The following is a 24,509-nucleotide window of genomic DNA, read 5'->3' as shown; positions in this document are numbered from 1 at the left end:
CGCATATGGATATGCAGACGAAGCCGCATATGGATATGCAGACGAAGCCGGGCCCGCTTCTTGAGGTACAGGATTTGTCTATTTCGTTCATGCAGTATACGAGCGGCCTTCGCCAGAGAAGCGTACAGGTGATTGCCGATTTGAGCGTGTCCGTTTATCCCGGTGAAATCGTGGCCGTGATCGGCTCCAGCGGATCGGGCAAAAGCTTGCTGGCTCATGCCATACTCGGAATACTGCCAGGCAATGCCGCCGTTTCAGGCTCGATCCGCTTTGCCGGCCAGAAGCTCACTCCCGAACGCCAGGAAGCGATCAGGGGACGGGAGATCGCGCTCATTCCGCAATCCGTCAACTATCTTGATCCGTTGATGCAGGTGGGCAAGCAGGTTCGCACCTCGATAAGGGGCGGTGCTCTGGAGGGCGGAGCTGCGAATGCCCGTGCAGCTGCCGCTCAAATCCAGCGCGAGGTGTTTGCCCGGTATAATCTGGGGCCGGAAGTGGAGCGACTGTTCCCGTTTCAATTGTCAGGAGGAATGGCCCGGCGTGTGCTGGTAGCCACCGCTCTGGTCAGCGGCGCCCGGCTGGTCATAGCGGATGAGCCGACGCCCGGGCTTGACGATGCGGCTGTCCGGGAGACGCTCGGCTGCTTCCGGGAGCTGGCCGATCGGGGACGCGGCGTGATGCTGATTACCCACGACATCGAAACGGCACTCAAAATCGCCGACCGGATTGCTGTTTTTTACGCCGGAACGACTGTCGAGATCGCGCCTGCGCAGGACTTTGCCGGAGCTGGCGAAGCGCTCCGCCATCCGTATACAAAGGCGCTGTGGAGATCGCTTCCGCAAAACGACTTTGCGCCCATTCCGGGAGTGCAGCCGCTTCCCCATGCGCTCCCCGGTGGATGTCTGTTTCAGCCGCGCTGCCCGCTGGCCACGCCAGAGTGCGAAGCCGGAAGGCCTGAGATGCGGACTGTTCGCGAGGGGACGGTGAGATGTATCCATGCTTCTTGAAGCGAGCGAGGTCGGATTTCGCTACGGCACAGGTCAATGGGTGCTGCGGGGAGTCAGCATCGCGGTCCGAGCGGGAGAAGTCGTCGGCGTGATCGGACCGAGCGGGTGCGGCAAAACCACGCTCGGACGCATCCTGGCAGGCTACGAGCGTCCGCATGAAGGCAGCGTCACTCTGGATGGATCGGCGCTGCCGGCTGCCGGGTACCATCCAGTTCAGCTTGTTTTCCAGCACCCCGAGAAAGCGGTCAACCCCCGCTGGAGGATGCGCAAAACGCTGGCGGAGTCCGGAGGGACAGACGATGCGCTGCTGACGGCTCTCGGCATTCAGGAGGAGTGGCAGGGCCGCTGGCCAAACGAGCTGTCCGGGGGAGAGCTGCAGCGCTTTTGCGTAGCGCGGGCGCTCCGGCCGCAAACCCGTTTTTTGATCGCCGATGAAATGACGGCGATGCTCGACGCGATCACACAGGCGCAAATCTGGCGGGTCGTGCTCGACTATGCCCGCGAGCATGAAATGGGAGTGCTCGTGGTAAGCCACGAGAAAAACCTGCTGAATCGGCTGTGCGGCAGAGTTGTCGATTTGACGCAGTTCCGCTAGCGAAAAAAAGAGGAGGGGGCACAGATGCTCGTTCAAAACCGGTCTATTTGACGACGGCCGCCTCTTTTTTCGCTTGCTCGATCAGTTCTTTCAACCAGGCTTCGGTATGCGCGTCGACGTCTTCTTCCCTGAGATATTTTTTCATGCTGTCATCGAGATTGGCCAAAGAGAGTGTTTTCTGTTGCATGTATTTCATATAAAGAACCTGGTATTCGCCGCTTTCGGCTCCATGTAATTCAGCTGTTTTATCCAGCCTTTCCCGCCATTTGGCATCCTCATCGTATCTCCTCCGCAATTCCGTCATCCACGCTTTGGGAGGCGGATTTTTCTCGGCCGCTGTCACGCTTTCAGCCTCACTGGCATCCGCCACCCGAGTTGTCCCCTCTTTCGTTTCTTTTTCGACTGGTTCCAATCCGGCAAAGTAATTCAATATGTTTTCCAATGTTTGAGTTGAAAAACCGCGTTGTCTATCGATTTCCGGCTTTGCCATACTTTTGTTTTCGATCCAGAAAGGCTTGGGCTCCGGACGTTCATCTTCCGTATGTTCCACCACCCATTGCCCTGTGAAGGAGGGAACCTTGTCTACTGTGATGCGCCGATAGCCGAGTCTTTCCCATTTTGCCATCCGGCCAGCTTGCTGGTTTCCTTCCTCTTCCATATAACGGACGGTATGTCCCAGCAATGCGTAGGCTTCCAGATTGCCGCTGCGAAAGCCCAGATGCTTCAGGCTGCCGTTCTCGTGCAAATAGTGAAAGAGGAGGAACTGGTCTGAGCGTTTGCCGTCAGGGAAAAGCTTCTGCCACAGGGGATCATTCCAAAACTCGGTCAGGTCGTATGCCCCGGTCTCCGAGATAAGTTCATCGATCTTTCCGTCCTTCAGAGGCTTGTCCCCGGTGATGATGACCGCAGAGCCAATCGACTTTGCCAGCTCGGCCATCTGGCGCATGCCCGTGAAGCTGGTGTCGTGCTGGGCGTGGGGGCCGCCCTTTTTGCCGCTGAATCGGGACCAGAGCACAATGTTGTTTCCTGTGGCAGAGATTCCTTTGTGATCGAGAAATGTTTGCACATGTTCGTATTTGCTTTGCTGACCCCGCAGGGAGTCCAACTGGTGAATCAGGTTAAACATGTTGGAAACAGACTGTGTCAGCCAGGTTTCCAACTTCTTCAGCTTCGCCGCTATTGCTTCTTCCAAATTTTCTGTCTGACTTGATAAATGCTGCATCATATTTTTTATGGGCTGTTTTCTGGCGGCGAGATTCTCCCCGATTTTCTTCAGATCCTCTTTCTGATAGGGGATCTTCAAAGCCGCTGCCCCGACTGACCAGTCCTCATTCGTTTCTCTGTTAAACTCTTGATCCACCTGTTTTTTCAAAGCGAGGAAACGTTCCTCTTCAGCCTTCAACGCATCCAGGGTCTGAACAGGGCTCGTAACGCCAAACCGATCGGAAATGGTGGACCGCGCATGATTTCCGAAATTGCCCGAAACCATTCCGGTTGCGTCTCCCACAGTTATCTGCTTAAACGTAAATTGCAAATGCAAGGGAAGAGGGGAGTCTGACGTTGCCTGTTCGGCTGGCACGAGCTTCTCCTGAAAGAACTTGGGATTGCGGCCCGTGAATTTTGTGTAGGCTTCTGACGCGTTTTTGACAGGTGAGAGAGTATGGATGCGGGATGGGTCCTGTACGGTTTCCAGGTAAAACGATTTGATCATGTCGGTCCGGTCGCGGTTTTTCTGATCATTTTCCTCGCGGATGATCAGCACGTGGGCCTCCGGATTCAAGATGAGGGCGGCGCTTATGCCAAACATGTCGCCCGTCATATTACCGGCCTGGACGATGAGCGAGGATTTCGCCACTTCTATGAGCTGTTTGAACATGTCCATATATTCTTCGGTTTTTTCGGAGACGGCTGCTTTCGGCTGTCTCTTTCTGCTGGAGCCTGATGTGTCTCTTTCTGTTTCTGCCGGGAAATACGGCGCGATATATTTTTGGAATTCCGCTGCGTGTGAGCCATACTTCTTTAGCTTGGCAAAAAAGTCCATCGTGAGCTTTTCAAAAACTTCCGGCTCGTCCGTCTCGCTTGATGCTGTAGCCGTACTGACCTGTTCCTTTTTCTTGCTTCGACTCTTGTACGACTTGCCGCGTTCCTTTTCCAAATTCGTCAATAATTCAGTCAAACCGCCCTCCGTGTTCACGAGCGCGTGGATCAGATCAAACAGGTCCGATTTCCACTTTTCTTCGCGGGCAGCGATCGCCAGCGCTTTGTCCAGAATCAGGTCGGATCCGTGGAGGGCACTGATTTTGTCAAGCTTTTGCCCGCGTTCGCGATAGCTGGTGCTGCGCACCCGGATGAAGCTGACATCGACGCCATCGATTTGGCCATCGATCCGATTTGTATCGTCGACAGGGGGAGTGAAGGGCTTCGTCAGCTTTATATCACCTTCTTTTTTTAGCTGTTCATTTATTTCCGCAACAATCTGCGGCGTTTCGTTGAAAGGCTTGTCCAGATTGATTTCCTCGCTTTCGCTGTCCCCTTTTTTGGCGATTTTGAAATCGAGGTCGTTGATCTCGCGATGGTCGCCGAACCGGATATTGACGGCCGCCGCCCCGCCAATGAAAACAGAGTAGCCGATCCTGTCCATAGCAGAAGTGATCGAAGCGGCAACTGCTTTTTTACGAGCGTTGCTCTTCATCTTTTCCGGGCCGTTTGTTTCGACTGCCGATTCGGGCTGCTTCTCTTGCCGGGGGACTTCCGGCGATGTGATCACGATCGCAACCGGTGCCTTTTGATTCACCGTTTTTTTTACGTTCTTTATTTCGATTTCTCCCAGAAAACAAAACTCGAGCTTGTGCTCGCCTGGCCCAAGTTCAAGAGAGGGCTCATCTAAATTGTGTTCGGAAAAAGAGAAATTTTTTTCCTTGAAGACGTCCACTAGGGAAACAGCTTGTCTGCCCGCTAGCGGATACTCGATCTTGGCCTTTTTCCCTAGCGCAGCGCCGATTTTTTTAAATTGCTCCGCATTGTCAACCGGTATCGAGATGGCAAGGTTTTTGCCTTTTTTGTGGACGACCAGCTTTTCTTTTTGCTCCTCTTCATGATCGGTCGACGGGGATAACGGCGTTTCCGCTTCATCGTCTAAACGCATGGTCGCGTCTTTCGAAGAGCGCTGGATGACACCCGCTTTGCGTTGGAGAGACGCGGTGCCAAGCAGCTTGCTCACAGCGCGGTTGCCCGCAGTTCGTTGAAGCTGCAGTACATGCTGGGGAGAAAGTATCCGGGACTGGGGTGTAACGCTGGCAGCTGCGTGAGCGCTTGTATCCCGGCTGGATGTTCGGGCGTCTTGAAGAAGCGGAGATGACTGCGGTACGGATATCGTCTCTCTGGAGTGCATGTAGGGATGCCCCTCCTTACAGATAAATACGTTATTACCATCATAATGAAACAGGCCGGGCTCGTAAAGAAACAGCTTGGCTCCTGGCTTGCAGACAAGAGCTTTCAGGAAAAGGGGTACAAATTGAAAATGAGCGCAGCGAGGTTATTTCGCTGCGCTCTTAGCGGTTTTGCCTGAAAAAATCGGAAGCGCTACGGTAAACGTGCTTCCTCGACCCGGAACACTGGAGACATAAATGCTGCCATGATGGCTTTCCACAATCCACTTGGCGATGGCAAGTCCGAGGCCTGTTCCGCCCATTTTCCGGGAGCGGTTTTTTTCGACCCGGTAAAAGCGGTCGAAGATTCGCTCGGCATGCTCCGGCGCGATGCCCACACCCGTGTCTTGCACCTTGATGAGAATCAACGTCTGCTTTTCCCGTGTTTCAAGAGACACGGTGAGGTGAATCTCTCCCCCGGGCGGCGTGTATTTGATCGCGTTGTCCACGAGGATGTAGAGGAGCTGCTTGATTCTTTCGTGGTCGCCGTAGACGATCAGGATGGAGGGCATGTGGTGATGAAGGCTGATGTTTTTCGACTGCGCCAGCGTGCTCGTAGAGCTGATCAACTGCTCGATGGACGGCACCAGATCAAACCGCTCGATCGTAATATCGGGCCGATCTGTTTCCGAACGGGCCAGGGTCAACAGGTCGCTGACCATTTTGGCCATCCGCTTTACTTCGTCCTTCATGTTGACCAGAACATTCTTCGAAAAGTCGGAGAGCTGCTCGCCGTCTTCCATTTCAAACACATCCAGGGAGGAGTTCAGAATGCTGAGCGGTGTCCGCAGTTCATGGGAGGCATCCGCGACAAACTCCTTTTGCCGTTGAAACGATTGCTGGATCGGGATCATGGCCCGTTTGGACATGAAGTAACTGAGCAGGACGGCACCCCCGAGAAACAGAACGCCCAATACGATCAAAATCGTAAGGAGTCTTTTAATAAGCTCGTAGGTGTACGATATTTCGCGTCCCGTATAGAGCGTCCCGGCCAATTCATTGCCGTGATAGATTCGCTGGCCGGTAATCATCAGGTTGATCTCGCGGTCCCCCTCTTTGTTCTTTACCTTCACTTTGTTCGGAGGCGAAGCATTGGCCCCTCGTTTGTTGTAGGGAGGAGGGGAGACCGTCATGGTCTCATAGCGGACTTCCCGTATGCCGGGAGTCCAGCCTTGTACCAGCTTCAGCAGTTGCGGCTGGAGACGGCGGTTCCATTCATCCCCGATCAGGAGCTTTCCATCCGGCTTTATGTAATAGTAAAAAAATTGCCTGCCGCTTTCGCGAATGGTGCTCAGATCATCGAGATCCTGCTGGTCCAGCTTTTCGCCCGGCAGCGACTCCTTGATGATCTGGGCCTGCTGCTCGGTGATGGTGTTCAGCTGCCGTTCCTGTTCAAAAAAAATCGCAAAGTGGACCATAAAATACACAATGGTAATGAAGAGAGCGAGAAAAATCATGATGACTACACTGTATTGAAAAGCCAGCTTGGTCTGTGTATGGACAAATACATCCTTTCTCCAAGGAAGACGAGTGCGTGAAAACCAGTCAGATATCAAGCTTGTATCCCACCCCGCGAATACTTTGAATATAGTCCTTTTCGCTATTCCAGTTTAGCTTTTTTCGAAGCAGCTTGACAGTGGCATCGATCGTCTTCAGGGAGACATCGGCCTCATACCCCCAAATCCGTTCATAGATCAGTTCCCTGGATAATACCTGTCCTTTGTTGCGAATCAGCAAGTCCAGCAATTGAAACTCCCGCGGTGTCAGGTAAACCTCTGTTTCTCCGTCGAAAACGGTGCGTTTTGTCAGATTCACGCGAATATTTTGCAGCTCGACCAGCTGTTCCTGGATCGGGGCGAAGTTTCGCCGGCTGACAGCACGAATTCTGGCGAGCAGCTCATCAATTTCGAAAGGCTTAATCAAATAATCGTCTGCTCCGGCGTCCAATCCGTTAATCTTGTCCTCAAGCGCATCCTTGGCGGTGAGCATGATAATGGCCCCCGAATAGCCTTGCTTCCGCAATCGGCTGCAGATGCTCACGCCTTCCTCCCCCGGCAGCATCCAGTCCAGGATCAGGACGTCGTAGTGCGAATTCAAAGCGTACTCGTAGACATCGTCACCTGTTGTCAGCCACTCGACCTGATACCCTCCTTTTTTCTTCAAGAGATGGGCAATCAGCTGACCCAGCATCAGATCATCCTCTGCCACCAGTATGTGCACGGCTTTCCACCCCTTTTTCACACGCAGAAGAATTTTACCTATTATGCGATCATGTTACAGCATTTTCGTGAAAAATGAATGAAAAAAAGCTGGAAGAGACCGCAGAATTTCACCGTTTTTTCACCGTTCACATGTACAGTAATAGATGATGTTCCGGCCAGTGAACGATGAGGGCATGACGTGCTGGAAGCACTGCGGAGATACTGTACATACCGGCAAGAACATCAACGGGGTAACGACAGGCATTTGTAAAACGAAAAATCAACTGAATATTGGGAATACATGGAAAAATATACGCAAGATGGGAGAGGTAAGTATGTGGAAGAAAAAATGGGTGCCGATTATATCGTCTGTAGTGCTCGCAGGCGCGACTTTCCTGCCGGTCAGTACGGATGCTGCCGTCGGGAAAAAGAATGTGCAAGCCAGCTACAATAATATCAAAGTCATGTATAACGGTGTAACGGTGCCGACAACCATCGAGCCGTTTATCGTAAACGGGAGCGCCTACATCCCTGTGCGGATGATGGCCAACGTCTTTAACAAGGACGTCGTTTGGAACGGAACGACTTATACGATTGATGTCAAAGACCGTGCGGATACGCGCGTGGCCGCACTGCAGGCGGAAGTCGCCACGAAGGACGCCAAAATCAAAGATCTGGAAGCGAAAATAGCCGATCTGCAGGATGATATCAGCGACCTCAAAGATAAAAAGAGCAGCAAAAAAGACGATGTCGATGATCGCATGGACGATCTGGAGAATGACCTGAATTACGACTACGGCGATTACGAAGACATTGACTGGAACATCACGCTGAGCGGCGATGAGGATGATATCTCTGTGGAGATCGAGATCGACCTCGACAAATACCAGGATGAATTTGACGATTTGACCAAGAGCGATTTGAGAAAATTGGTAAAAGATATCTGCAACGATATATGGGAAGAATTTGAAGACGCGGATATTGACGGCGAAATTATCGACAGCTACGACGATGACACTGAATACGAGTTCACCGGTGATGGCTCCAATCACGATATCGAATTCGACGGAGTCGAAATCTAATACGGAAAAAGATCTTGCTTCCTTGACACCGGGAGCAAGATCTTTTTTTTATCACACGGCGATTCGTTGCCTAATGTAATGCTGGGTGTGCAAAATAAACTCCGCTGTCATCGGAGAGACCGAATCGAAGCTTCGCGCACTGATGACGAGTTCCCGCGTAATCGTGGGAGACAAGGGAACCGGCACGACCTTCGGCAGCGTTTCCGGCAAATACAGCTCGGGAACGATCGTGACCCCGACCCATTCCTGGACCATGGCCAGAATCGTCGTCACGTCCCTTACTTCGAAGGTAATGGTTGAAGCAAGACCGTTGGCGTGAAGCAGCTTTTTAATGCAGTCGTCCTTTGGCATGATAAAGCATTTGTCTTTGATGTGGGAGAAGGTAAGAAACGGCTCGGTGCGCAATGGGTGGTCATCGGGGACAACCACGACCATTCTGTCGGTGGCAAGCGTATAGGACTCCATCTCCTTTCCCGGCACGGTGGTGAAGCCGACATCTACGACAGAGCTGGCAATCCAGCTGTTTACCTCTTCGTACTCGCCCTCAAACAGGACGATCTCGACTTGGGGAAACAGCTTCCGGAACGAGCCGATCAAGCCGGGGAGAATTTTATTGGACACGCTGTGGATGGAACCGATGCGCAGCGTCCCCGTCTCGATTCCTTGCGCCGCCTTTGCCTCTTGCACCATGCGGGAGTTGATCCGCAGCATTTCCCGCGCATGCTGCAGCATTCTCTCGCCGATGTTGGTCGTGGCGACGCCTTTGCGGCTGCGGTGAAACAAGGGAACCCCCAGTTCCTTTTCCAGACTTTGAATCATCTGAGAGACAGCCGACTGGGTAAAGCCCAAAGAGTCTGCCGCTTTGGTGAAATTTTTGGCTTCGGCCACGGCGATGAACACTTGCAATTGGGCGAGTGTCATGCAGATCCTCCTAATCATAAGTGAAATCTAATGAGTTGTATTAATAAACATTGTTTTACTAATGATATTGCTGTTCGTATACTCGATTGTAGCGAGATACTCATGCAAGCACAAGAGGAGGAGAGACCATGCATCCGGAATGGCAGAGAATATGCAACGAATTTTTACAGGCGACCTCATATGCGATGGGCGACCTGGAGAAAGGCTGGGCCGCCAAGTACGACTTTTCCAAAAGACCGCCTACGTACATGCGGTACGACAATGCGGTTGTGCGCATACCTTTGGGACCAAGAGAGCTTCCGCCGTCCCCCGATCTGTGGGAGCTGCTGCAAAATCGGCGGTCCAGACGGAATTTCTTGAGTGAACCGCTGACACTCAATGAATTGAATATTTTGCTGTGGGGCACACAGGGCATAACCGCTGACATGGGCGATTACCAGATACGCGCCACACCGTCTGCGGGAGCGCTGTACCCGATCGAGACGTATTTGCTGGTGAACAACGTCGAGGGGCTGGAAAAAGGGCTGTATCATCTGGACGTGGAAAAGTGGTGCCTGGAAGGATTAAAGCTGGAGGACGTCTCGGAGACGGCCTACGCCCTGACCGAGAATCAAGAGATGACACGCCGTGCGGCCGTAAACTTCGTATGGACGGCAGTGGTTGAGCGCACCCGGCACAAGTACAAGGAGCGGGCGTACCGATACATTTGGTGGGACGCCGGTCATGTTGCCCAGAATCTGCATATTGCGGCAAATGGTCTGGGATTGGGAGTCGCCACGATCGGGCACTGGTTTGACAAGGAGATGAATGAATATCTGGGGATTGACGGCCGGGAGCATCTTTCCGTTTTGATGGCATCCGTAGGCAAGGTGGAAGGCAAGGAGTGGCTGCATGACCGGAGACCGACATAAGGGGCAAGAGGGAGGAATGAAACACCGGTAGAGTAAAAGGAAGGGCAGCATCTGTTCGGCGTTGATCCGGAGGAGAGGGAATGACCTGGAAAATGTGATGGCGAGCTGAAAAGGGTTGTGATATGCTTGGTTTGTAACTTGCAAATAAGATTTTGGATGTTACAAAACAAGGGGAGATTCAAAACCCGATTCGATATCACGAGAAATGAGGGAAGCGGATGACGGTGGCAACGGTTCGCCCGATCAGACCGGAAGAGATTGACGATTTCGCAAGAGTAGGCAGTAGTGACCCGGCTCGTGTGCAAGAGGTCAAGCGCTACGTAGAACAGATGATCGCGGCCGGTTCGATTCGTACGGAATGGTGCTTTGTAGCTGAGGAAGCGAACCGATTGCGGGGACGTGTAGCATTTTGGACGCTCCCGAAGCTGGACAAGCCGCTTGATTTGGTATTGCTCGATATACCCTGGGACAGTACGGATTCCCATTCTCTCGGAAAAAAACTGCTGCAAACAGCGCTGGAAACCCTGCGAGGCATGGGAGTCAAGGAGGTAGGGCATGTACTGGATACGCCTCCTTCGGCCCCCCAGTGGCAGACGTTTCCGGCAGAGCGCAGGGAATTGCTGGAACAGATGGGGTTCCAATTGGAGAGGGAGACCTATCGGTTTGAGTGGAAGCCGGGGCATGCGGACATTCCGACGCCGCAAGATTTGCATTTTCGCTCGCTTGCCGAAGTGGGGAATGAGGTCTTTGTCGAAGCTGTCATGCGGGTATCTGAAGGAGCTTTGGACCGCCGAATTTTACATGACAGCGAACGTCTGGGGGCCCGGGGACAAGCGATGGACATGTTTCAGGACCTGCAACAGATGGTGTATGATCCTCATTGGTGGCAGCTTGCTTATACACGGGACGATGAATGTATCGGACTGGTGATGCCTGCGAAAAGCCCTACCTTTGCTACTATCGGCTACATCGGTGTAATGCCGGAGCACAGGGGACGCGGATATATTCATCAACTCCTTGGCCGGGGAACGGACATCCTGCTGAAGGCGGGAGCCACTCTGATTCGGGCGGATACAGACGTACATAACCAGCCGATGGCCAATGCCTTTCGGAAGGCCGGATACGTTCAGTTTGCCACAAGATCAGAGTACAGAAGAGAAACTTCACCCGAGTAACCGCTAGAGTGGCCGCTCTTCTGCGACGCAGCCGCTCATAAGGAACGGTTCGCAAGACGACGCTGCGAAAGAGGGGAAAAGCATGAGGCCTTTTACGGAAAGAGCGGTTGAAATCATTCGCAATATTCCTCCGGGAAAAGTGATGACCTATGGGCAAATCGCTGCGTTAGCCGGAAGCCCGAGGGGGGCAAGACAGGTCGTCAGAATCCTCCACTCCATGAGCAAAAAGCATCGCCTTCCCTGGCATCGCGTCATAAACGCGGAAGGTCAGATCAGCTTGCAGGAAGAGGAATCCCGCACCATGCAAATGCTTCTGCTCCAAGGGGAAGGGGTCGAGGTGACCGGCGGGAGATCCATCAATCTGAAAATCTTTCAATTTCACCCCGACATGCACCCGGATAGCCAATCGCCTTTCTGGCAGCGAGATACCACCGCGAAATAAAAAGGCACCCAATCACCTTGGATGCCTTTTTCGCTCTCCTCCTATTCGTATCTCTCCCGAATGACCCGCCACCTCGTTTTGATGAGGGTCTCAATGCCTTTCGTGATCTGCACCAGCAGGATGGATGCAAGTCCCGTGCTCGCGTAGACGACCAGCAAATAGATCAGCGAATACCACGTATTGTTGAACAGCCACGAGACATCGTCTCCGAAAAAGTATTTCAGCCACTCCTTGTAGAGGATGAGGAAGGCGGAGTGAAACAGGTAGATAAAGTAGGTAAGTCCTTTGCGAAACTTGAGCTGTACTTTCTCGACGAACTCCAAAAAGAAGACGACCATGACCAGGAATGTAATCAGCGTAGCAAGGACAAACGACAGATGAACCGCTACATACATCTTGCTGGACAACACGAAAAAGACGGCACTGATGACGGAGATGCTCGTAAACAGAATCAGGTACGACTGCTTTCTCTGCAGGTAAGCAAAGATAGTCTCCCGGTACCCGTACACCAGATGGCCGACATAAAACGTGAAGATCCACGTCGGGAACAGGTGGCGGGTCGTCAATCCAAGCCATCCCTGGTGGAGGTAATTAATGTACACGTACTGAATGGCCATGAATACCCAAATGAGATAAAGGATATTTTTTTTGGTAATCAGATTGCGGAACAGGTACGCAAACAGATAGTACTGGCAAATCATGAACACAAAATAGAGATGGCCGCCAGTCTTCCCCAAAAGGATATTCAAAAAATCTGCGGAAGTGCGAGGCCATACGTCAGTCAGCAAGTAGTGATACAGGACGCCGCACACGAGGAACGGAACGTAAATGTAGGTGAATTTGCCCGAAAAGAACTGCAAAAAGGTCGGATTTTTCTTTTCAAGCGTATAGGCGGTCATGTACCCGCTCACGATGGCTAAAAGCACCGTGCCGTAACGGCTGATCTGGTTTAAGGCTAGGACCCAGAGCGGGTCGGTAAAGTCCAGTACGGAAGCGGTAAAATGACCGGCGACGACCAGGAAAGACGAAAGCAGTTGAATCAAAAACAAGGCTTTCAGGATCTTCGAGTCGGTGGTCATAAGCAAGTATTCTCCAATCGTTTTTTTCATGACACGTCATCATTTTCACTTAAGCAAAAAGTGAAAAAGAATCAATTTTCATGATAGTCGACTATTCTTTGAATTATATTAGAATACGGACTGGCAATTCCATCCGATGGCAGACGGATTGGTTGAAGTCTGGTATCGAGCAGCGTATCTATATACACAAAATTAATATTCATGAATATTCTGAAGTCCGTTTCTATATCAATGCAAATGTCCTCGACGCATACTCTTTGGACGTGACGATATACGAGGAGGTTGCAAGCTTTTTCTCCTGGGCCAAATAGATTCCCGCTAAACGGGCTGGTCAACAACGCGGGGATCTTTTTGGCTTACACCAGTATAACGCAAATAATAGAAAGCGCAAAACGGAGAGATTGCGAAACAAACGGCAGTGTTATATGATGGAAGAAAAGGGCGGCGAACACTAGTTCGGTTCGTTGCGAGCAGGAGGCCAGGCATATGAACAGATGCGGGTGGGTCACGCAAGATCCGCTTTACCTCGAATACCACGACAAGGAGTGGGGCGTTCCGGTTTATGACGACCGTCTGCTCTTCGAATATTTGAACCTGGAAGGCGCGCAAGCAGGGCTGAGCTGGTACACGATCCTCAAAAAGAGGGAGAATTACCGGCAGGCTTTTGACAATTTTGAGCCTGAAAAAATCATCGCGTATGACGAGCGGAAGATTGACGAGCTGCTGAACAACGAAGGCATCGTCCGAAACAAGCTGAAGATCAACGCTGTCATCACAAACGCCAGGGCGTACTTCCGGGTTGTCGAGGAATTCGGCTCATTCAGCGCGTACATCTGGTCATTCGTAGACGGGAAACCGATCCAAAACCATTTCAAAGAACTGAGCGAGGTGCCGGCCTCCACCGAGGCAAGCGACAGGCTGAGCAAGGATCTGAAGCGGCGCGGCTTTAAGTTCGTGGGCACGACGATTTGCTACGCGTTCATGCAGGCGGTCGGAATGGTAAACGACCATCTTGTGACATGCATTTGTTATCAAGGAAAAAAAGGCGAAGAGACGAAGTGAGTCAGTCGCACTTCATTCACATTCAGCTGAAAATAAATGATGGCTGGTCAAACATGACACCCAGTTGTCAACTTTCTCCGCGTACAATGAGACTTGCAAAGAGATACATTGAAAGGAGCAATTGGGATTGGAACCGACAATTGTGTTTCAGGAAGCTTTGTACATGAAGGGGATCGCCGCCCGTACGACGAATGAGCGGGAAGTGAGCGGAGAGGGAAAAATTCCCGGCTTGTGGGAGCGATTTTTCGCCACGGATGTATCCGGCCGGGCGAAAGCGGTCAAGAACCCCCACCTTACCTACACGCTGTACACAGAGTACGAAAACGGAGCGAATGGCGAATATACTGTGCTGATCGGCCATGAGACGGAAGCTGGCGAACAAGCGGAAGAGGGGATGGAGGTCATTTTGGTGCCGGCGGGGAAATACGCCGTCTTTACCTCGGAGAGAGGACCGGTCGGTACGGTCGTGACCGAAGCGTGGAAGCGCATCTGGGAATGGTCCTCCACCTCTTTGGAGCGGCGCATCTTTACCGGGGATTTTGAATTGTACGACGCCCGTGATTTTGACCCGCAAGATGCGGTGGTTCGCATATACGTTGCAATTGAATAAGCCTGTCCAAAAGAGACTCAAAAGAAGGCTCTTTTGGGGAAATCACGACCGGGAATTTTCTCCGGTCTTTTTTCCGTGCAGAAGAGTGTAACCACTGTAGGGTCTGAATCATTCTGTAAAAGATAAATTCAACAATTTTAAAGGAGATTACGTAGCTTTAAAAGAAAGAAGAGTACTACCCATGAAAAAATATCCAACGAAAGAAAGGGAGCAAACAGTTCTCTTACACAGCTGGGGAAAGGAGCAAGAAGTGAACTTCATGGATACGCATCGTGTGAAAAATGATGTGCACATCAGTCAACTCGCCTCAGTAGGGCAAATCGCCGCAGGCATTGCACATGAGGTAAAGAACCCACTGACAGCCGTAAAGGGTTTTTTACAGCTTCTCAAGGAGGAGCCAAACGAAACATACGTAGACATTGCCCAATCGGAACTGCAAAATGCTTTGGCTACGCTTGAAAACCTTTTGCACGTAGCCAAGCCCGATCTGGAGGAGGAGCCGATTCAGTCCGTAAATCTCTCTGTTGAGCTGGAGGCGCTGGTACATCTTTTTCAGGACCAAATGTATCGCGTAGAGATAAGAAAGAATATTCACAATACGGACGCCTGCGTGTATGGACGGAAAAATCAGCTCAAAAAAGCGTTTTTCAACCTGCTGAAAAACGCGTTTGAAGCGATTCCCGACAAGGGAGTCATCATCATCGAGCACAAGGTGGAGGAGGAAAAGGTGGTCATCTCTATCGAGGATACCGGGACAGGCATTCCGCAGGAAAAGCTGTCGATGCTCGGTACCCCTTTCTTTTCGACAAAGGTGGATGGAACCGGAATGGGTCTGACACAGGTGTTTTCGGTCATTTATCAGCATGGAGGAACGATTCAGGTGTATAGCACCGAAGGCAAGGGGACTCGATTCACGTTGAGTATTCCCAAGGAATCGAAAAGGTTGATTCGTGGAGTGATCGATTTGAAATTGAACGCAACAGCAGATCAGGAGCTGCGAGACTTCTTTTTGCAAAACCGTAACGAATTCGAACAGTGCTTGCTGGCCGAGGCTGTCAACGTCAAAGAGAAAATTAACGAAATTCAGCAGGTGGGAAATGTCAATTTGCTGGCGAACGCGCATAAGCTGGTCCTGTTTATCGTCGATGGCCGCGAGCATGATGTGATCTCCTTTGCGCGAGAGGAAGGGATCGTCTGGGCCAAGCATTCGCTGACATTGGCGTTCAAGCTCGAATGGGTGCAAGCAATCCGCCGGGTTCTTTGGGATTTTCTTTACAATTACGACAGACTGCATAACATCGAGAACAGCCGAGAAAACTTTTACTCGCTGGAAAAGCAAATCAATGAGCTGGTCGATCGGTTCCTCAACTATTTTTTTATCAGCTACTCCGATTTCAAGGAGCAGTTTATTCAGAAGCAAAGGGAGCTCGTCGACCATTTATCTGTCCAGTTCATTCCGCTAAAAACTGCCATGTGCATTTTGCCGTTGGTAGGATCGATAGACAGCCATCGTTTTTCTTTAATAGAAGATAAAGTCATAACACAAATCGGTTTGAATAAAATGGAGGTTTTGATTTTGGACCTCTCCGGCGTTGCCGAAATGGAAATCGCCGTGACAGAACGCTTCCTGCACCTGCTCGATGGAATTGCGATGATGGGATGCAAGGCTGTCATCACCGGTATGCGCCCGGAAATCGTAAAGGTCATGATCAAAAATGGAGTTTCGTTTGACAGCAAGGCCATTATGAAGGGCACGCTGCAACAGGCGTTGGTCGAGTATATGGCGACCGGGACAGAAACGGAAGCTGCCCCGGTGTGATCGCCGTCAAAGCAATTCGGGTCACCACCTGTATTCGCCCACATATGATATCTCAAAACATTTACATGGGAGAGTCATTCAATGTGGGACAAAAAGCTGGAACTTGCGGTACAAAAGCTCTTGCCTTGCGGAGCCAGAATCCTCGCCGCAGCAGGAAAGGCGGCTGTGGACGAGACTCCCGCACCATTTTTTTGCTTGCGCGATCTGGACGGCGATGGAGAGGCAGAATTGGCTGCCGCGTACAGGTGGGCAGGAGAAACCTTCTTCACGGTATGGAAGAGGGGCGAAGACGGCTGGTATGCCGTCCAGACACTTGCCAACAGAAGGGCGGTCATCTGCGATCTACACGCGGTCCCGGTCACGAGCGGCGAAAAGTGTGACGTGATTATCGGTTGGCAAGCTATTGGGGAGGCTGCTTTGCCTCAGGTAAGGCATGAATGGCCGTTTGTGCTGACGACCAGAGATGCCTCCGCACCGGCAGAGCTGGCTGTCTACGAATGGACGGGCAGCGGCTTGGTGAACAGAATAATGCCTCCGTTGTCCTACCACATGATGGAAGCGGCCGACCTGGAAGCGGCTGAGGGAGTAGACGGCATTTCCGAGATTATCCTCTGGCAGCGGGAGGCGGGAGAAGCGTACACCGCAGATGTTTACAAATGGAACGGGGAGTGCTTGCAGCAAGCAAATGAGCGCTATTCTCGCTATTTTCAGCGGATCGCCGATACCTTCCGGGACAAGGCAAAAGAACGGCCGGAGGATGCGAACCTCTGGTATCAGCTCGCTTGCGCCGAGCAAAAGGCCGGGCTGCCCGCCCGGGCGGTTCACTCGCTTGCCACTGCTGTGAAGCTTCGCCCGTCTTCAGCCGCAATATGGCAACCGCTCATCCGGTTGATCCGCAGCGAGCTCCAAACAAGGGCGGCTGCCTTGTACCCCGCATCCGTGAAAACGGCCGAAGGGGTAAAGTGGGGGTACATCGACAGAAACGGGCGTTTCATCATTTCACCGCGCTTTGACTATGCGGAGGATTTTCAGAAAAACGAATTGGCAGTCGTGCAGGCAAACAACCGGAGCGGGCTGATCAACCAGCTGGGGATGTTTGTCGTGACGCCTGTCTACCAGTCGATCGCGCCATTTTCCGAAGGACGGGCGGCCGTTATCGATGACCGCGGCTTTCGGGTCATCGATGAGAAAGGAAAGGTTTTAACCCCTACGCCTTACTCGTATATCGGGACATTTAAAGAGGGGCGGGCCGTTTTCACGAAGGTCGATGCGCAAGGCAGGTCGCATTACGGCTACCTGAATCTTTCGGGAGAGGAAATCATTCCGCCGACGTATTTGGCGGCAGCCGACTTTCAGGACGGAAAAGCGCTGGTACAAGTCAAGGAAGGGGAATTTGCCCTGATCGACCGGAGCGGGAAGGCGCTGCATTCATACCTGCACCCTTATGTGGGACCTCCGGGCGACGGCCTGCTGGCATTCGCGGAGACGGAGAGCGGTCCAAAGGGGTATATCAATGAATCCGGGGACGTGGTGATCCAGCCGCAGTTTTCGGTGGCCATGCCGTTTGAAGCGGGAAGAGCCGTCGTCAATGCTTCCAAGGATTTTTCCGAAAATCTGTACGGCCTGATCGACAAGACAGGCGCATACTTGATCAAGCCGGAGTACAACGACATTGAGCCGCTCGGGGCAGGGCGTCTCGCCGTCGGCCGGGCCATCAATCAGGCTCAGCCCTACATCGGTTCGGTCTATGCGATTGCGGACACGGATGGCCGTATTTTGACCGACTTCATTTACGAGCAAGTGTCCGGCTACAGAGAGGGAGTAGCTTCCGCGACGGATGGCAAAAACACTTTTTTCATCGACAGGGCGGGACAGGCAGCGAGAAATTTGCCGGTCGTACCGGGCAGCGGAACCTTGACGCTGCAGGGAGAGCTGGTCAAGGCGAATGTGGACCAGCGCGTATCCTATTATGACCGCAGCGGGAAATTGATCTGGAGTCAAAATACGATCATTCCACTGTCTGGCCAATACCGCGTTGTCGAGCACAAGTATGCCCCGAACAAGGATTACCTCGTCTACTACCCCCAGATCAAGGGCATGGCGAACCGACAGGCGCAGGAGGCGGTCAACCAACGCTTGCGGGAGCTGTCCCAGATCAAACCGATCGATCCGAATACGCAGCTCGATTACAACTATTTTGGCGATTTCGCTGTGGCCTTTTTCAAAAATCGGCTGGCGGAATTGGAGCTGACCGGCTACCATTACCCGTTTGGCGCTGCACACGGCATGCCGACCATGACTTATGTCCCGATTGATTTGGTCAGCGGGCGAATTTATGCGCTAAAAGACCTGTTTAAACCAGGCAGCGATTACGTCAAGGTCCTGAGCGACATTGTCGGAAATCAAATCAAAAACAATCCCGAATACTCGTACGTTTTCCCTGACTCCTACAAGGGAATCAGCCCTGACCAGCCTTTCTACGTAAAAGAAAACGCCCTTTATCTTTATTTTGCTCCGTATGAGATTGCTCCCTACGCAGCGGGCTTCCCGACGTTCCGCGTTCCATTTTCGCAGATCGGGGACATCATCGACGAGAACGGGGAGTTTTGGCAATCGTTTCACTAAAACGCCGACAGGTGTAAAGAAAGAAGCGCAGGTCCGAATCGCATGCGGACTTGCGCTTTTTTGCCGGGAACACAGTAGATGCGCGGAAAGGAAGATGACTGGAAAACAGATGTCTGCTCAACAAATCGAAAGTAATCTTAAAGTCCTGCTTTATTGAATTATCTGTTTAGCATAGGTAAAAAGGTTCATGATTTTTCCAAAAGTGAAAGTTGATTCAATATATTGGCAAATGCTATGATTACTTTCAAGAATTTTTTGTAGGAAGTGATCGTATTATGCCGATTATTGGCATTGATTTAGGTACGACTAACAGCCTGGTTTCTTGTTGGACAGAGGGGGGCTCAGTGATCATCCCCAACGCCTTGGGGAGCAATTTGACGCCATCTGTTGTGAGCGTCGATGAAAATGGGGAGATCCTCGTCGGACAAGTGGCGAAGGAACGTCTGATCACGCATCCCCACGTGACCGTAGAGACTTTCAAGCGGTATATGGGCAGCAACAAAACCTTTCAGCTTGGATCGTATACATTTTCGCCGGAAGAACTGTCTGCATTTGTCATTCGTTCGCTAAAGGAAGATGCAGAGGCATTCCTGGGAGAGCCCGTGACAGAGGCAGTGGTCAGCGTACCGGCTTATTTTAATGACGCGCAGCGAAAAGCCACGCAGCGGGCAGGAGAATTGGCCGGCTTGAAAGTGGAGCGGCTGCTCAATGAGCCGACGGCGGCAGCGATCGCCTACGGACTGCATCTCCAGGACCCGGAAACCAAGTTCCTTGTCTTTGACCTGGGGGGCGGGACTTTTGACGTCTCCGTCCTCGAACTGTTTGACCAGGTCATGGAGGTAAAAGCGATCGCCGGCGACAACTACCTCGGTGGCGAAGACTTTACCGAGCTTCTTTGCTCGCATTTTCTCCAGCATCATCTGCTGACGGCGAGCGACGTGAACGAAAAAGCGATGAACGCCTTGCGCAAGCAAGCGGAGCTGTGCAAGCGGCAGCTTGGTACGGAAAAATACGGCACGATGAGCTGCATGATCGACGCCAAGACCTACGAATTGCAGATCAGCCGCGATGAATTTGAAGTCATTGCAAAGCCGCTTCTCGCCCAGCTTCGGGCGCCGATCGAGCGGGCCCTGCGGGATTCTTCGATTACACCGCGCGAGCTAGACGCCATCGTGCTGATCGGCGGCGCTACGCGCATGCCGCTGATCTATTCGTTTGTCGGCAAACTGTTTGGGCGTCTGCCTGCTTCCCATATCCATCCGGACGAAGCCGTAGCGCTTGGAGTGGGGATTCAGGCTGCGATGAAGGAACGCAATGAAGCGCTGCGCGAAGTGGTATTGACTGACGTCTGCCCGTACACGCTCGGTACGATGGTCGCGGTCGAGACGGACTCGGGAAGCTATGAGTCGGGGCATTTTTATCCGATCATTGAGCGCAACAGCATCATCCCGGTCAGCAAGGTAGAGCGGCTTTACCCTGTGCACGAGAATCAAAAAGTGATCAAGGTGGAGATTTACCAGGGGGAAAGCCGCCTGACGAAAAACAACATCAAGCTCGGACAGCTGGAAATCCCGATTCCTTCCGCCACTGCCGGCGAGCAGGCTGTCGACGTCCGCTACACCTACGATATAAACGGTATTCTGGAGGTTGAGGTCACGGTCGTCGAGACGGGTGTGAAAAAGCGGATGATTATCGAAGAGAACCCCGGTGCCGTTTCCCGCAAGGAAATAGAAAAGCGGCTGAAGGAGCTGGAAGCGATCAAAATCCACCCCCGGGACAGGATGGAAAACAGGCTGCTTCTCGCTCGCGGCGAGCGGATGTACGAAGAGTCGCTGGCGGAAAAGCGCTTCGAAATCGCCCAAGCCTTGCAGCGCTTCGAAAATGTTCTCAAGCGTCAGAATGACGCGGAAATCAAGAAGGAAGCGGAGCTGTTGAAAGCTGTGCTGGACCGGATTGAGAGGTGTCAGGACTATTAATATGGACTACTGGAATCTGTTGGAAATCGAACCTACGTCCGACCAGACGGCAATCAAGCGAGCCTATGCCAAGCTGCTGAAATCCTATCACCCGGAGGACGATCCGGAAGGGTTTCAGCGGCTCCGGGAGGCGTACGAGCATGCGCTCCGTGAAGCGAAAGCTCTGAAGGAAACGGCTGCATCAAGCGATGCGGCGAGTTCTGAGGCAGCAGAGAATCCGTTTGATGAGACCGGCGATTCGGTATCGGCTGCAGTCGCGGAGCCCGAGCCCGATGAGAGGGAAGCCCGTGAATCAGGGCTTCTTGGCCAAACAGGAGATAGCCATGCAGCTCAAAGCCGTTTGGCGAAACAAGAGCCGACGACACCCGAAGAGCTTGTCCAGCATTTTATTACTCAAGTGGCTGCTCTCTACGACGATTTCCATTCCCGCATTGATCCGGAAAAATGGAGAGCTCTGCTGGAAAAGGAAGAGTATTGGCAGCTCGACGTCAAGCAGCGGACGAATAAGGAAATGCTGACCTTCCTGATGGAAAAGTACCATTTGCCTCGCCAGATCTGGAGGCTTTTAAACGACTTCTTTTTCTGGACCGATCAGGAGAGGGAGCTTTGCGAGGAGTTTCCGGAAAACTTCGTGCGCTTTGTCGTCAATCAAATCAACAAGCCGTGGGAGCTGCGCTACGAATTTTTGAGAAAAGACGAGGACAGCGAGTACGAGTACGACGATTTTGTCGACTGCCGGGAGCACGCGTTTCGGGCGCTGCTGGACAACGAGCTGGAGGATGCGGAGAAGTACCTCGCGATCGCTTCCCACATGTTTACGGAAGACCCCGATCTGTTGCGGATGATTGGCATGTACTATTGGCGGACGAACAATCTGGAAGACGCTTTTCACGCCTTTTGCCGGCTGATCGAGGTTTATCCCGGGGAAATCGACGCCTACATTCATCGGGCGAATATCTTCCTGATGATTGGCAAGATCGAAGAGGCGCTTGCGGACTATCAGCATGTTCTCTCGCTTTTCCCTGACCATGAGCTGGCTCTGAGAGGGCTTGCCCACTGCCTTGTCTCGGATGGAAAGCTGGACGAGGCAAGATCGGTGCTCAAGCAGATTCTCGTTCAATCGCCATACGACATCGACATACAGGTCCGCTTGCTTGCGCTAAACGGCAAGCTCGCTGATCAATTGCAGGAGAAGCTGCAGGAGGCGCCGGACGATCACGAGCGCGTGTTTTGCCTGGCCGGCGTTTATTTTGATCTGGACAGGTACGAAGAGTGCGCGCAAACGCTCGAAAGCCTGCAGAGCGCCCTGCCGCTTACGGGAGACATGGAGCTTCTCTGGGGGCGGGCGCTGATCAGGCTGGAGCAAAAAGAGGAAGGAATCGCTCACCTGGATAAAGCGCTGGAGCTTACCCGGCGGGCAGGAGCAAGCGAATTTCCGTTCCTCCTGGAGCGGGGCATCGCGTACGTGGAGAACAACGACTATGACGCGGCCATTGGCGATCTGACCGCTGCCTTGGAGCTGCAGCCAAACCATCCCGAGGTTCTTCACCAGCTGGCGGAAGCGTATCGCTGCCAGAAGGAATACAAACGCTGCGTGGAGCTGTCCGATCAGGCCATCGCGTTGAACCCCACGCGCTGGATTTACTATTCGACCAGGGGCCTCGCCCACTATTGGCTCAATCAGTACAAGGAATCAAGAGACGACCATCAGGTCGTGATCAACCACGAGTACAACTTCTCCGGGGCTTGGCATCGCAAGGCTTACAGCCATTTTCGCCTGGGCGAATACGACAAGGCCATCGAAGCCTTCCACGAGTCGGACCGCTGGGGGGACAACGAGCTGTCCTTTTACTTTATCGCGATCTGCCATTTTAAATTGGGAGATTACGAGAATGCGCTGGGAGCCATTCAGTATTACAAGGAAGATCACGAAACGGACCCTGACGCTCATCTGGTGCTGGGCGACGTGTACCGGGCGATGGAAGACGATGAACAGGCCAGGGAAGTGTACTGCAACGGGGCCACTCAGTTCCCCGAAAATCACGATCTGGTCAAAATGGCCGTTTACAGCCTGCTGAAGGAAAACGCGCAGACAAGAGCGATTCCTTATCTCAAGCAGCTTTTGCTGTGCGAGCCGTATCGCGAATGGGCAGTCAATTCCTTGCTAAGCATCTTGATTCAGCGCGCGGAGTGGGAAGAGGCGGTCGGGGTCGTGGACCACTTCCGCAATCTAGTGCCCAAAGAGGAGTGGGAGCCGACATTTCTGTTCTATGCCGGCTGCATTCATTACCGCCTGGAGCGGTACCAGGCAGCGGCGCTCTATCTGGAGCATGCTTACCGGCTCGAAGCCGACAGCGACACCTGCAGTTACTTGAGTATGGTTTATTTTGATCTGGGCAGGCTGGAAGAAGCTGCGGCATTTGCCAAAAAAGCGTGGGAGGCCGTCCCTGAAAATACAGAGTACAAGCGCCGCTGCGAGGGCATCATCAACGAGCAGGGCAAGAAAGGCCTTTTCGGTCTTCTCCGCAAGAAACAATCGTCCCTGGCCTTGTGGCCATCGCCTTCCCCGATCCGGCACCAGGAGCTTGAAGAGGTTCCCGACGTACATTATTGGCAGGGGGAGGAATAGCCGATGAGCAGCATGCAGACGACGCTGGAGCCAGCCGACTTGTGGGGCATAGCGCTGGGCGCGGTTTTATTTGAGATGAACGGCTACGATGCCGCGAACAACTACGAAATAGAGAAAACAGAAGAGAATGTGGAAGCTAGTCGGCGGTCTCTCAAGCGAGGCTGGAGAATCGAGAGCACGGAGGATTTGATGAGCAACCTGCAATGGCTGCAGGAAGAAGGGCACCGCACCTCTTTTTTCGAGATGCGCTCGTTTCTGTCCACTCTCTCTTTTGCGGATCAGGACGCATTTCTTGAGACGCTTCCGAAAAACACGGAAAGGCACATGCAGTACATGCTGGTAAAAGCGTACATGCACAAGCTGCCTCTGTCCGGGATTGCGGCGTGGGATTTCGGCAGGTATGTGGACTTGTGCCGGACGGGAGCTTTTGTCGGATATATTTCCAAAGAAGAGTCGCGGGAGCTGATCCGGAAAGTGGCGGTCGTGGCTCAGGAATCGTATACGGGCTGGCTGGAGTACGGCATCAGCTACGTGGCTGGCCGCCAGTTCTGGTTGGGTACCGTCAGCGAGGAGAAGGCCAAGCAGCATACGGAGCATCTCCGCAACCTTATTTTGAATAAGGAAAGCTTGTGGCGCAAGCTGGATTGGAATCTGAAGCTGGTAGAGAAAGAAGAAGCGGAAGACGCGGAAACAGAAGCGGTGCAGCCGGAAGGTGCCAAGGAGGCGGAAATGTCTGCGGAAGCGGCAGAAGTAGCTGCGGAAGCAGTGGAAAAGGCAGAAGCGGCAGAAGCGGCGGAAGCGGCTACGGAAGCAGCAGAAACAAAGCAGCAGTAGATCCAGCGGAACAAAGCGAAAGGCATTTCTTTGGCAAGCGGCGACGAGCCGAGCAAAACGACGCCAAGCCACCCCGAATTACAGTGAAAACCGCCCTGGAATGCGTCGGGCGG

Annotated in this window: 18 protein-coding genes; 13 read left to right on the top strand and 5 right to left on the bottom strand. The window is 52.6% G+C overall.

The genetic code is table 11. The features are described from left to right. The first annotated feature begins 5 nt into the window (after positions 1–5). Together Q3F21_RS19315 and Q3F21_RS19310 are read left to right on the top strand one after the other, a co-directional pair. The gene (locus Q3F21_RS19315; RefSeq protein ID WP_340256728.1) at positions 6–1,007 is read left to right on the top strand and encodes an oligopeptide/dipeptide ABC transporter ATP-binding protein; all 1,002 of its coding nucleotides are present in this window, start codon (positions 6–8) and stop codon (positions 1,005–1,007) included. Further along, the gene (locus Q3F21_RS19310) at positions 997–1,602 is read left to right on the top strand and encodes an ABC transporter ATP-binding protein (RefSeq protein WP_340256725.1); all 606 of its coding nucleotides are present in this window, start codon (positions 997–999) and stop codon (positions 1,600–1,602) included. Before Q3F21_RS19315 ends, Q3F21_RS19310 begins: the two co-directional genes overlap by 11 nt. Positions 1,603–1,645: 43 nt before the next feature. Here the strand turns inward: Q3F21_RS19310 and Q3F21_RS19305 are convergent, their stop codons facing one another. The 3 genes from Q3F21_RS19305 to Q3F21_RS19295 all read right to left on the bottom strand — a co-directional run bounded on the left by Q3F21_RS19305 (position 1,646) and on the right by Q3F21_RS19295 (position 7,250). Beyond that, entirely contained in the window at positions 1,646–4,993 is a 3,348-nt protein-coding gene (locus Q3F21_RS19305) for a hypothetical protein (protein ID WP_340256722.1), read from the bottom strand. Positions 4,994–5,137: 144 nt separating this feature from the next. After that, entirely contained in the window at positions 5,138–6,586 is a 1,449-nt protein-coding gene (locus Q3F21_RS19300) for a sensor histidine kinase (RefSeq protein ID WP_340256719.1), read from the bottom strand. Then, positions 6,576–7,250, bottom strand: a complete 675-nt coding sequence (locus Q3F21_RS19295; protein WP_340256717.1) for a response regulator transcription factor — start codon at positions 7,248–7,250, stop codon at positions 6,576–6,578. Before Q3F21_RS19295 ends, Q3F21_RS19300 begins: the two co-directional genes overlap by 11 nt. A gap of 316 nt (positions 7,251–7,566) precedes the next feature. Between Q3F21_RS19295 and Q3F21_RS19290 the strand changes: the two genes are divergently transcribed. Next, entirely contained in the window at positions 7,567–8,313 is a 747-nt protein-coding gene (locus Q3F21_RS19290; RefSeq protein WP_340256715.1) for a stalk domain-containing protein, read from the top strand. Between the two features lie 51 nt (positions 8,314–8,364). Here Q3F21_RS19290 and Q3F21_RS19285 read toward each other — a convergent pair whose 3' ends face one another. Next, positions 8,365–9,234 (bottom strand): LysR family transcriptional regulator, encoded by an 870-nt coding sequence (locus Q3F21_RS19285; protein WP_340256712.1) that lies wholly within the window; start codon positions 9,232–9,234, stop codon positions 8,365–8,367. 128 nt (positions 9,235–9,362) lie between these two features. Between Q3F21_RS19285 and Q3F21_RS19280 the strand changes: the two genes are divergently transcribed. The 3 genes from Q3F21_RS19280 to Q3F21_RS19270 all read left to right on the top strand — a co-directional run bounded on the left by Q3F21_RS19280 (position 9,363) and on the right by Q3F21_RS19270 (position 11,762). Continuing rightward, positions 9,363–10,145, top strand: coding sequence for a SagB family peptide dehydrogenase (locus Q3F21_RS19280; RefSeq protein WP_340256709.1), 783 nt, complete (start codon positions 9,363–9,365; stop codon positions 10,143–10,145). 218 nt (positions 10,146–10,363) lie between these two features. Continuing rightward, a complete protein-coding gene (locus Q3F21_RS19275) occupies positions 10,364–11,320 on the top strand; it encodes a GNAT family N-acetyltransferase (protein ID WP_340256707.1) in 957 nt (318 codons plus the stop codon). Between the two features lie 82 nt (positions 11,321–11,402). After that, on the top strand, positions 11,403–11,762 hold the full coding sequence (locus Q3F21_RS19270) for an MGMT family protein (RefSeq protein ID WP_340256705.1): 360 nt from the start codon (positions 11,403–11,405) through the stop codon (positions 11,760–11,762). A 41-nt stretch (positions 11,763–11,803) separates the two neighbouring features. Here the strand turns inward: Q3F21_RS19270 and Q3F21_RS19265 are convergent, their stop codons facing one another. Next, a complete protein-coding gene (locus tag Q3F21_RS19265) occupies positions 11,804–12,841 on the bottom strand; it encodes an acyltransferase family protein (RefSeq protein ID WP_340256823.1) in 1,038 nt (345 codons plus the stop codon). A 486-nt stretch (positions 12,842–13,327) separates the two neighbouring features. Here Q3F21_RS19265 and Q3F21_RS19260 point away from each other — a divergent pair, with 486 nt between their 5' ends. From Q3F21_RS19260 to Q3F21_RS19230, 7 genes are all read left to right on the top strand, one after another. Beyond that, complete coding sequence (locus Q3F21_RS19260; RefSeq protein WP_340256702.1) at positions 13,328–13,903, top strand: DNA-3-methyladenine glycosylase I; 576 nt, start codon at positions 13,328–13,330, stop codon at positions 13,901–13,903. Positions 13,904–14,030: 127 nt separating this feature from the next. Next, the gene (locus tag Q3F21_RS19255; protein ID WP_340256698.1) at positions 14,031–14,513 is read left to right on the top strand and encodes a GyrI-like domain-containing protein; all 483 of its coding nucleotides are present in this window, start codon (positions 14,031–14,033) and stop codon (positions 14,511–14,513) included. A 259-nt stretch (positions 14,514–14,772) separates the two neighbouring features. After that, entirely contained in the window at positions 14,773–16,332 is a 1,560-nt protein-coding gene (locus Q3F21_RS19250; RefSeq protein ID WP_340256695.1) for an ATP-binding protein, read from the top strand. Positions 16,333–16,413: 81 nt separating this feature from the next. Then, the gene (locus Q3F21_RS19245; RefSeq protein WP_340256692.1) at positions 16,414–18,957 is read left to right on the top strand and encodes a WG repeat-containing protein; all 2,544 of its coding nucleotides are present in this window, start codon (positions 16,414–16,416) and stop codon (positions 18,955–18,957) included. 275 nt (positions 18,958–19,232) lie between these two features. After that, the gene (locus Q3F21_RS19240) at positions 19,233–20,933 is read left to right on the top strand and encodes a molecular chaperone HscC (protein WP_340256690.1); all 1,701 of its coding nucleotides are present in this window, start codon (positions 19,233–19,235) and stop codon (positions 20,931–20,933) included. 1 nt (position 20,934) lies between these two features. Continuing rightward, complete coding sequence (locus Q3F21_RS19235) at positions 20,935–23,562, top strand: tetratricopeptide repeat protein (RefSeq protein ID WP_340256688.1); 2,628 nt, start codon at positions 20,935–20,937, stop codon at positions 23,560–23,562. Between the two features lie 3 nt (positions 23,563–23,565). After that, the gene (locus Q3F21_RS19230; RefSeq protein ID WP_340256686.1) at positions 23,566–24,396 is read left to right on the top strand and encodes a DUF1266 domain-containing protein; all 831 of its coding nucleotides are present in this window, start codon (positions 23,566–23,568) and stop codon (positions 24,394–24,396) included. Positions 24,397–24,509 lie beyond the last annotated feature (113 nt).

This window comes from Brevibacillus borstelensis (assembly GCF_037834415.1).
In the GTDB taxonomy this organism is placed as follows: domain Bacteria; phylum Bacillota; class Bacilli; order Brevibacillales; family Brevibacillaceae; genus Brevibacillus; species Brevibacillus borstelensis_A.
This window is presented reverse-complemented; position numbering and strand designations above follow the sequence as displayed.

Excerpts from the sequence above, each read along its gene's own strand:
- Q3F21_RS19315 (WP_340256728.1), top strand. The coding sequence starts at position 6 with ATGGATATGCAGACGAAGCCGCATATGGATATGCAGACGAAGCCGGGC.
- Q3F21_RS19310 (WP_340256725.1), top strand. The coding sequence starts at position 997 with ATGCTTCTTGAAGCGAGCGAGGTCGGATTTCGCTACGGCACAGGTCAA.
- Q3F21_RS19305 (WP_340256722.1), bottom strand. The coding sequence starts at position 4,993 with ATGCACTCCAGAGAGACGATATCCGTACCGCAGTCATCTCCGCTTCTT.
- Q3F21_RS19290 (WP_340256715.1), top strand. The coding sequence starts at position 7,567 with ATGTGGAAGAAAAAATGGGTGCCGATTATATCGTCTGTAGTGCTCGCA.
- Q3F21_RS19285 (WP_340256712.1), bottom strand. The coding sequence starts at position 9,234 with ATGACACTCGCCCAATTGCAAGTGTTCATCGCCGTGGCCGAAGCCAAA.
- Q3F21_RS19280 (WP_340256709.1), top strand. The coding sequence starts at position 9,363 with ATGCATCCGGAATGGCAGAGAATATGCAACGAATTTTTACAGGCGACC.
- Q3F21_RS19275 (WP_340256707.1), top strand. The coding sequence starts at position 10,364 with ATGACGGTGGCAACGGTTCGCCCGATCAGACCGGAAGAGATTGACGAT.
- Q3F21_RS19270 (WP_340256705.1), top strand. The coding sequence starts at position 11,403 with ATGAGGCCTTTTACGGAAAGAGCGGTTGAAATCATTCGCAATATTCCT.
- Q3F21_RS19265 (WP_340256823.1), bottom strand. The coding sequence starts at position 12,841 with ATGACCACCGACTCGAAGATCCTGAAAGCCTTGTTTTTGATTCAACTG.
- Q3F21_RS19260 (WP_340256702.1), top strand. The coding sequence starts at position 13,328 with ATGAACAGATGCGGGTGGGTCACGCAAGATCCGCTTTACCTCGAATAC.
- Q3F21_RS19250 (WP_340256695.1), top strand. The coding sequence starts at position 14,773 with ATGGATACGCATCGTGTGAAAAATGATGTGCACATCAGTCAACTCGCC.
- Q3F21_RS19245 (WP_340256692.1), top strand. The coding sequence starts at position 16,414 with ATGTGGGACAAAAAGCTGGAACTTGCGGTACAAAAGCTCTTGCCTTGC.
- Q3F21_RS19240 (WP_340256690.1), top strand. The coding sequence starts at position 19,233 with ATGCCGATTATTGGCATTGATTTAGGTACGACTAACAGCCTGGTTTCT.
- Q3F21_RS19235 (WP_340256688.1), top strand. The coding sequence starts at position 20,935 with ATGGACTACTGGAATCTGTTGGAAATCGAACCTACGTCCGACCAGACG.
- Q3F21_RS19230 (WP_340256686.1), top strand. The coding sequence starts at position 23,566 with ATGAGCAGCATGCAGACGACGCTGGAGCCAGCCGACTTGTGGGGCATA.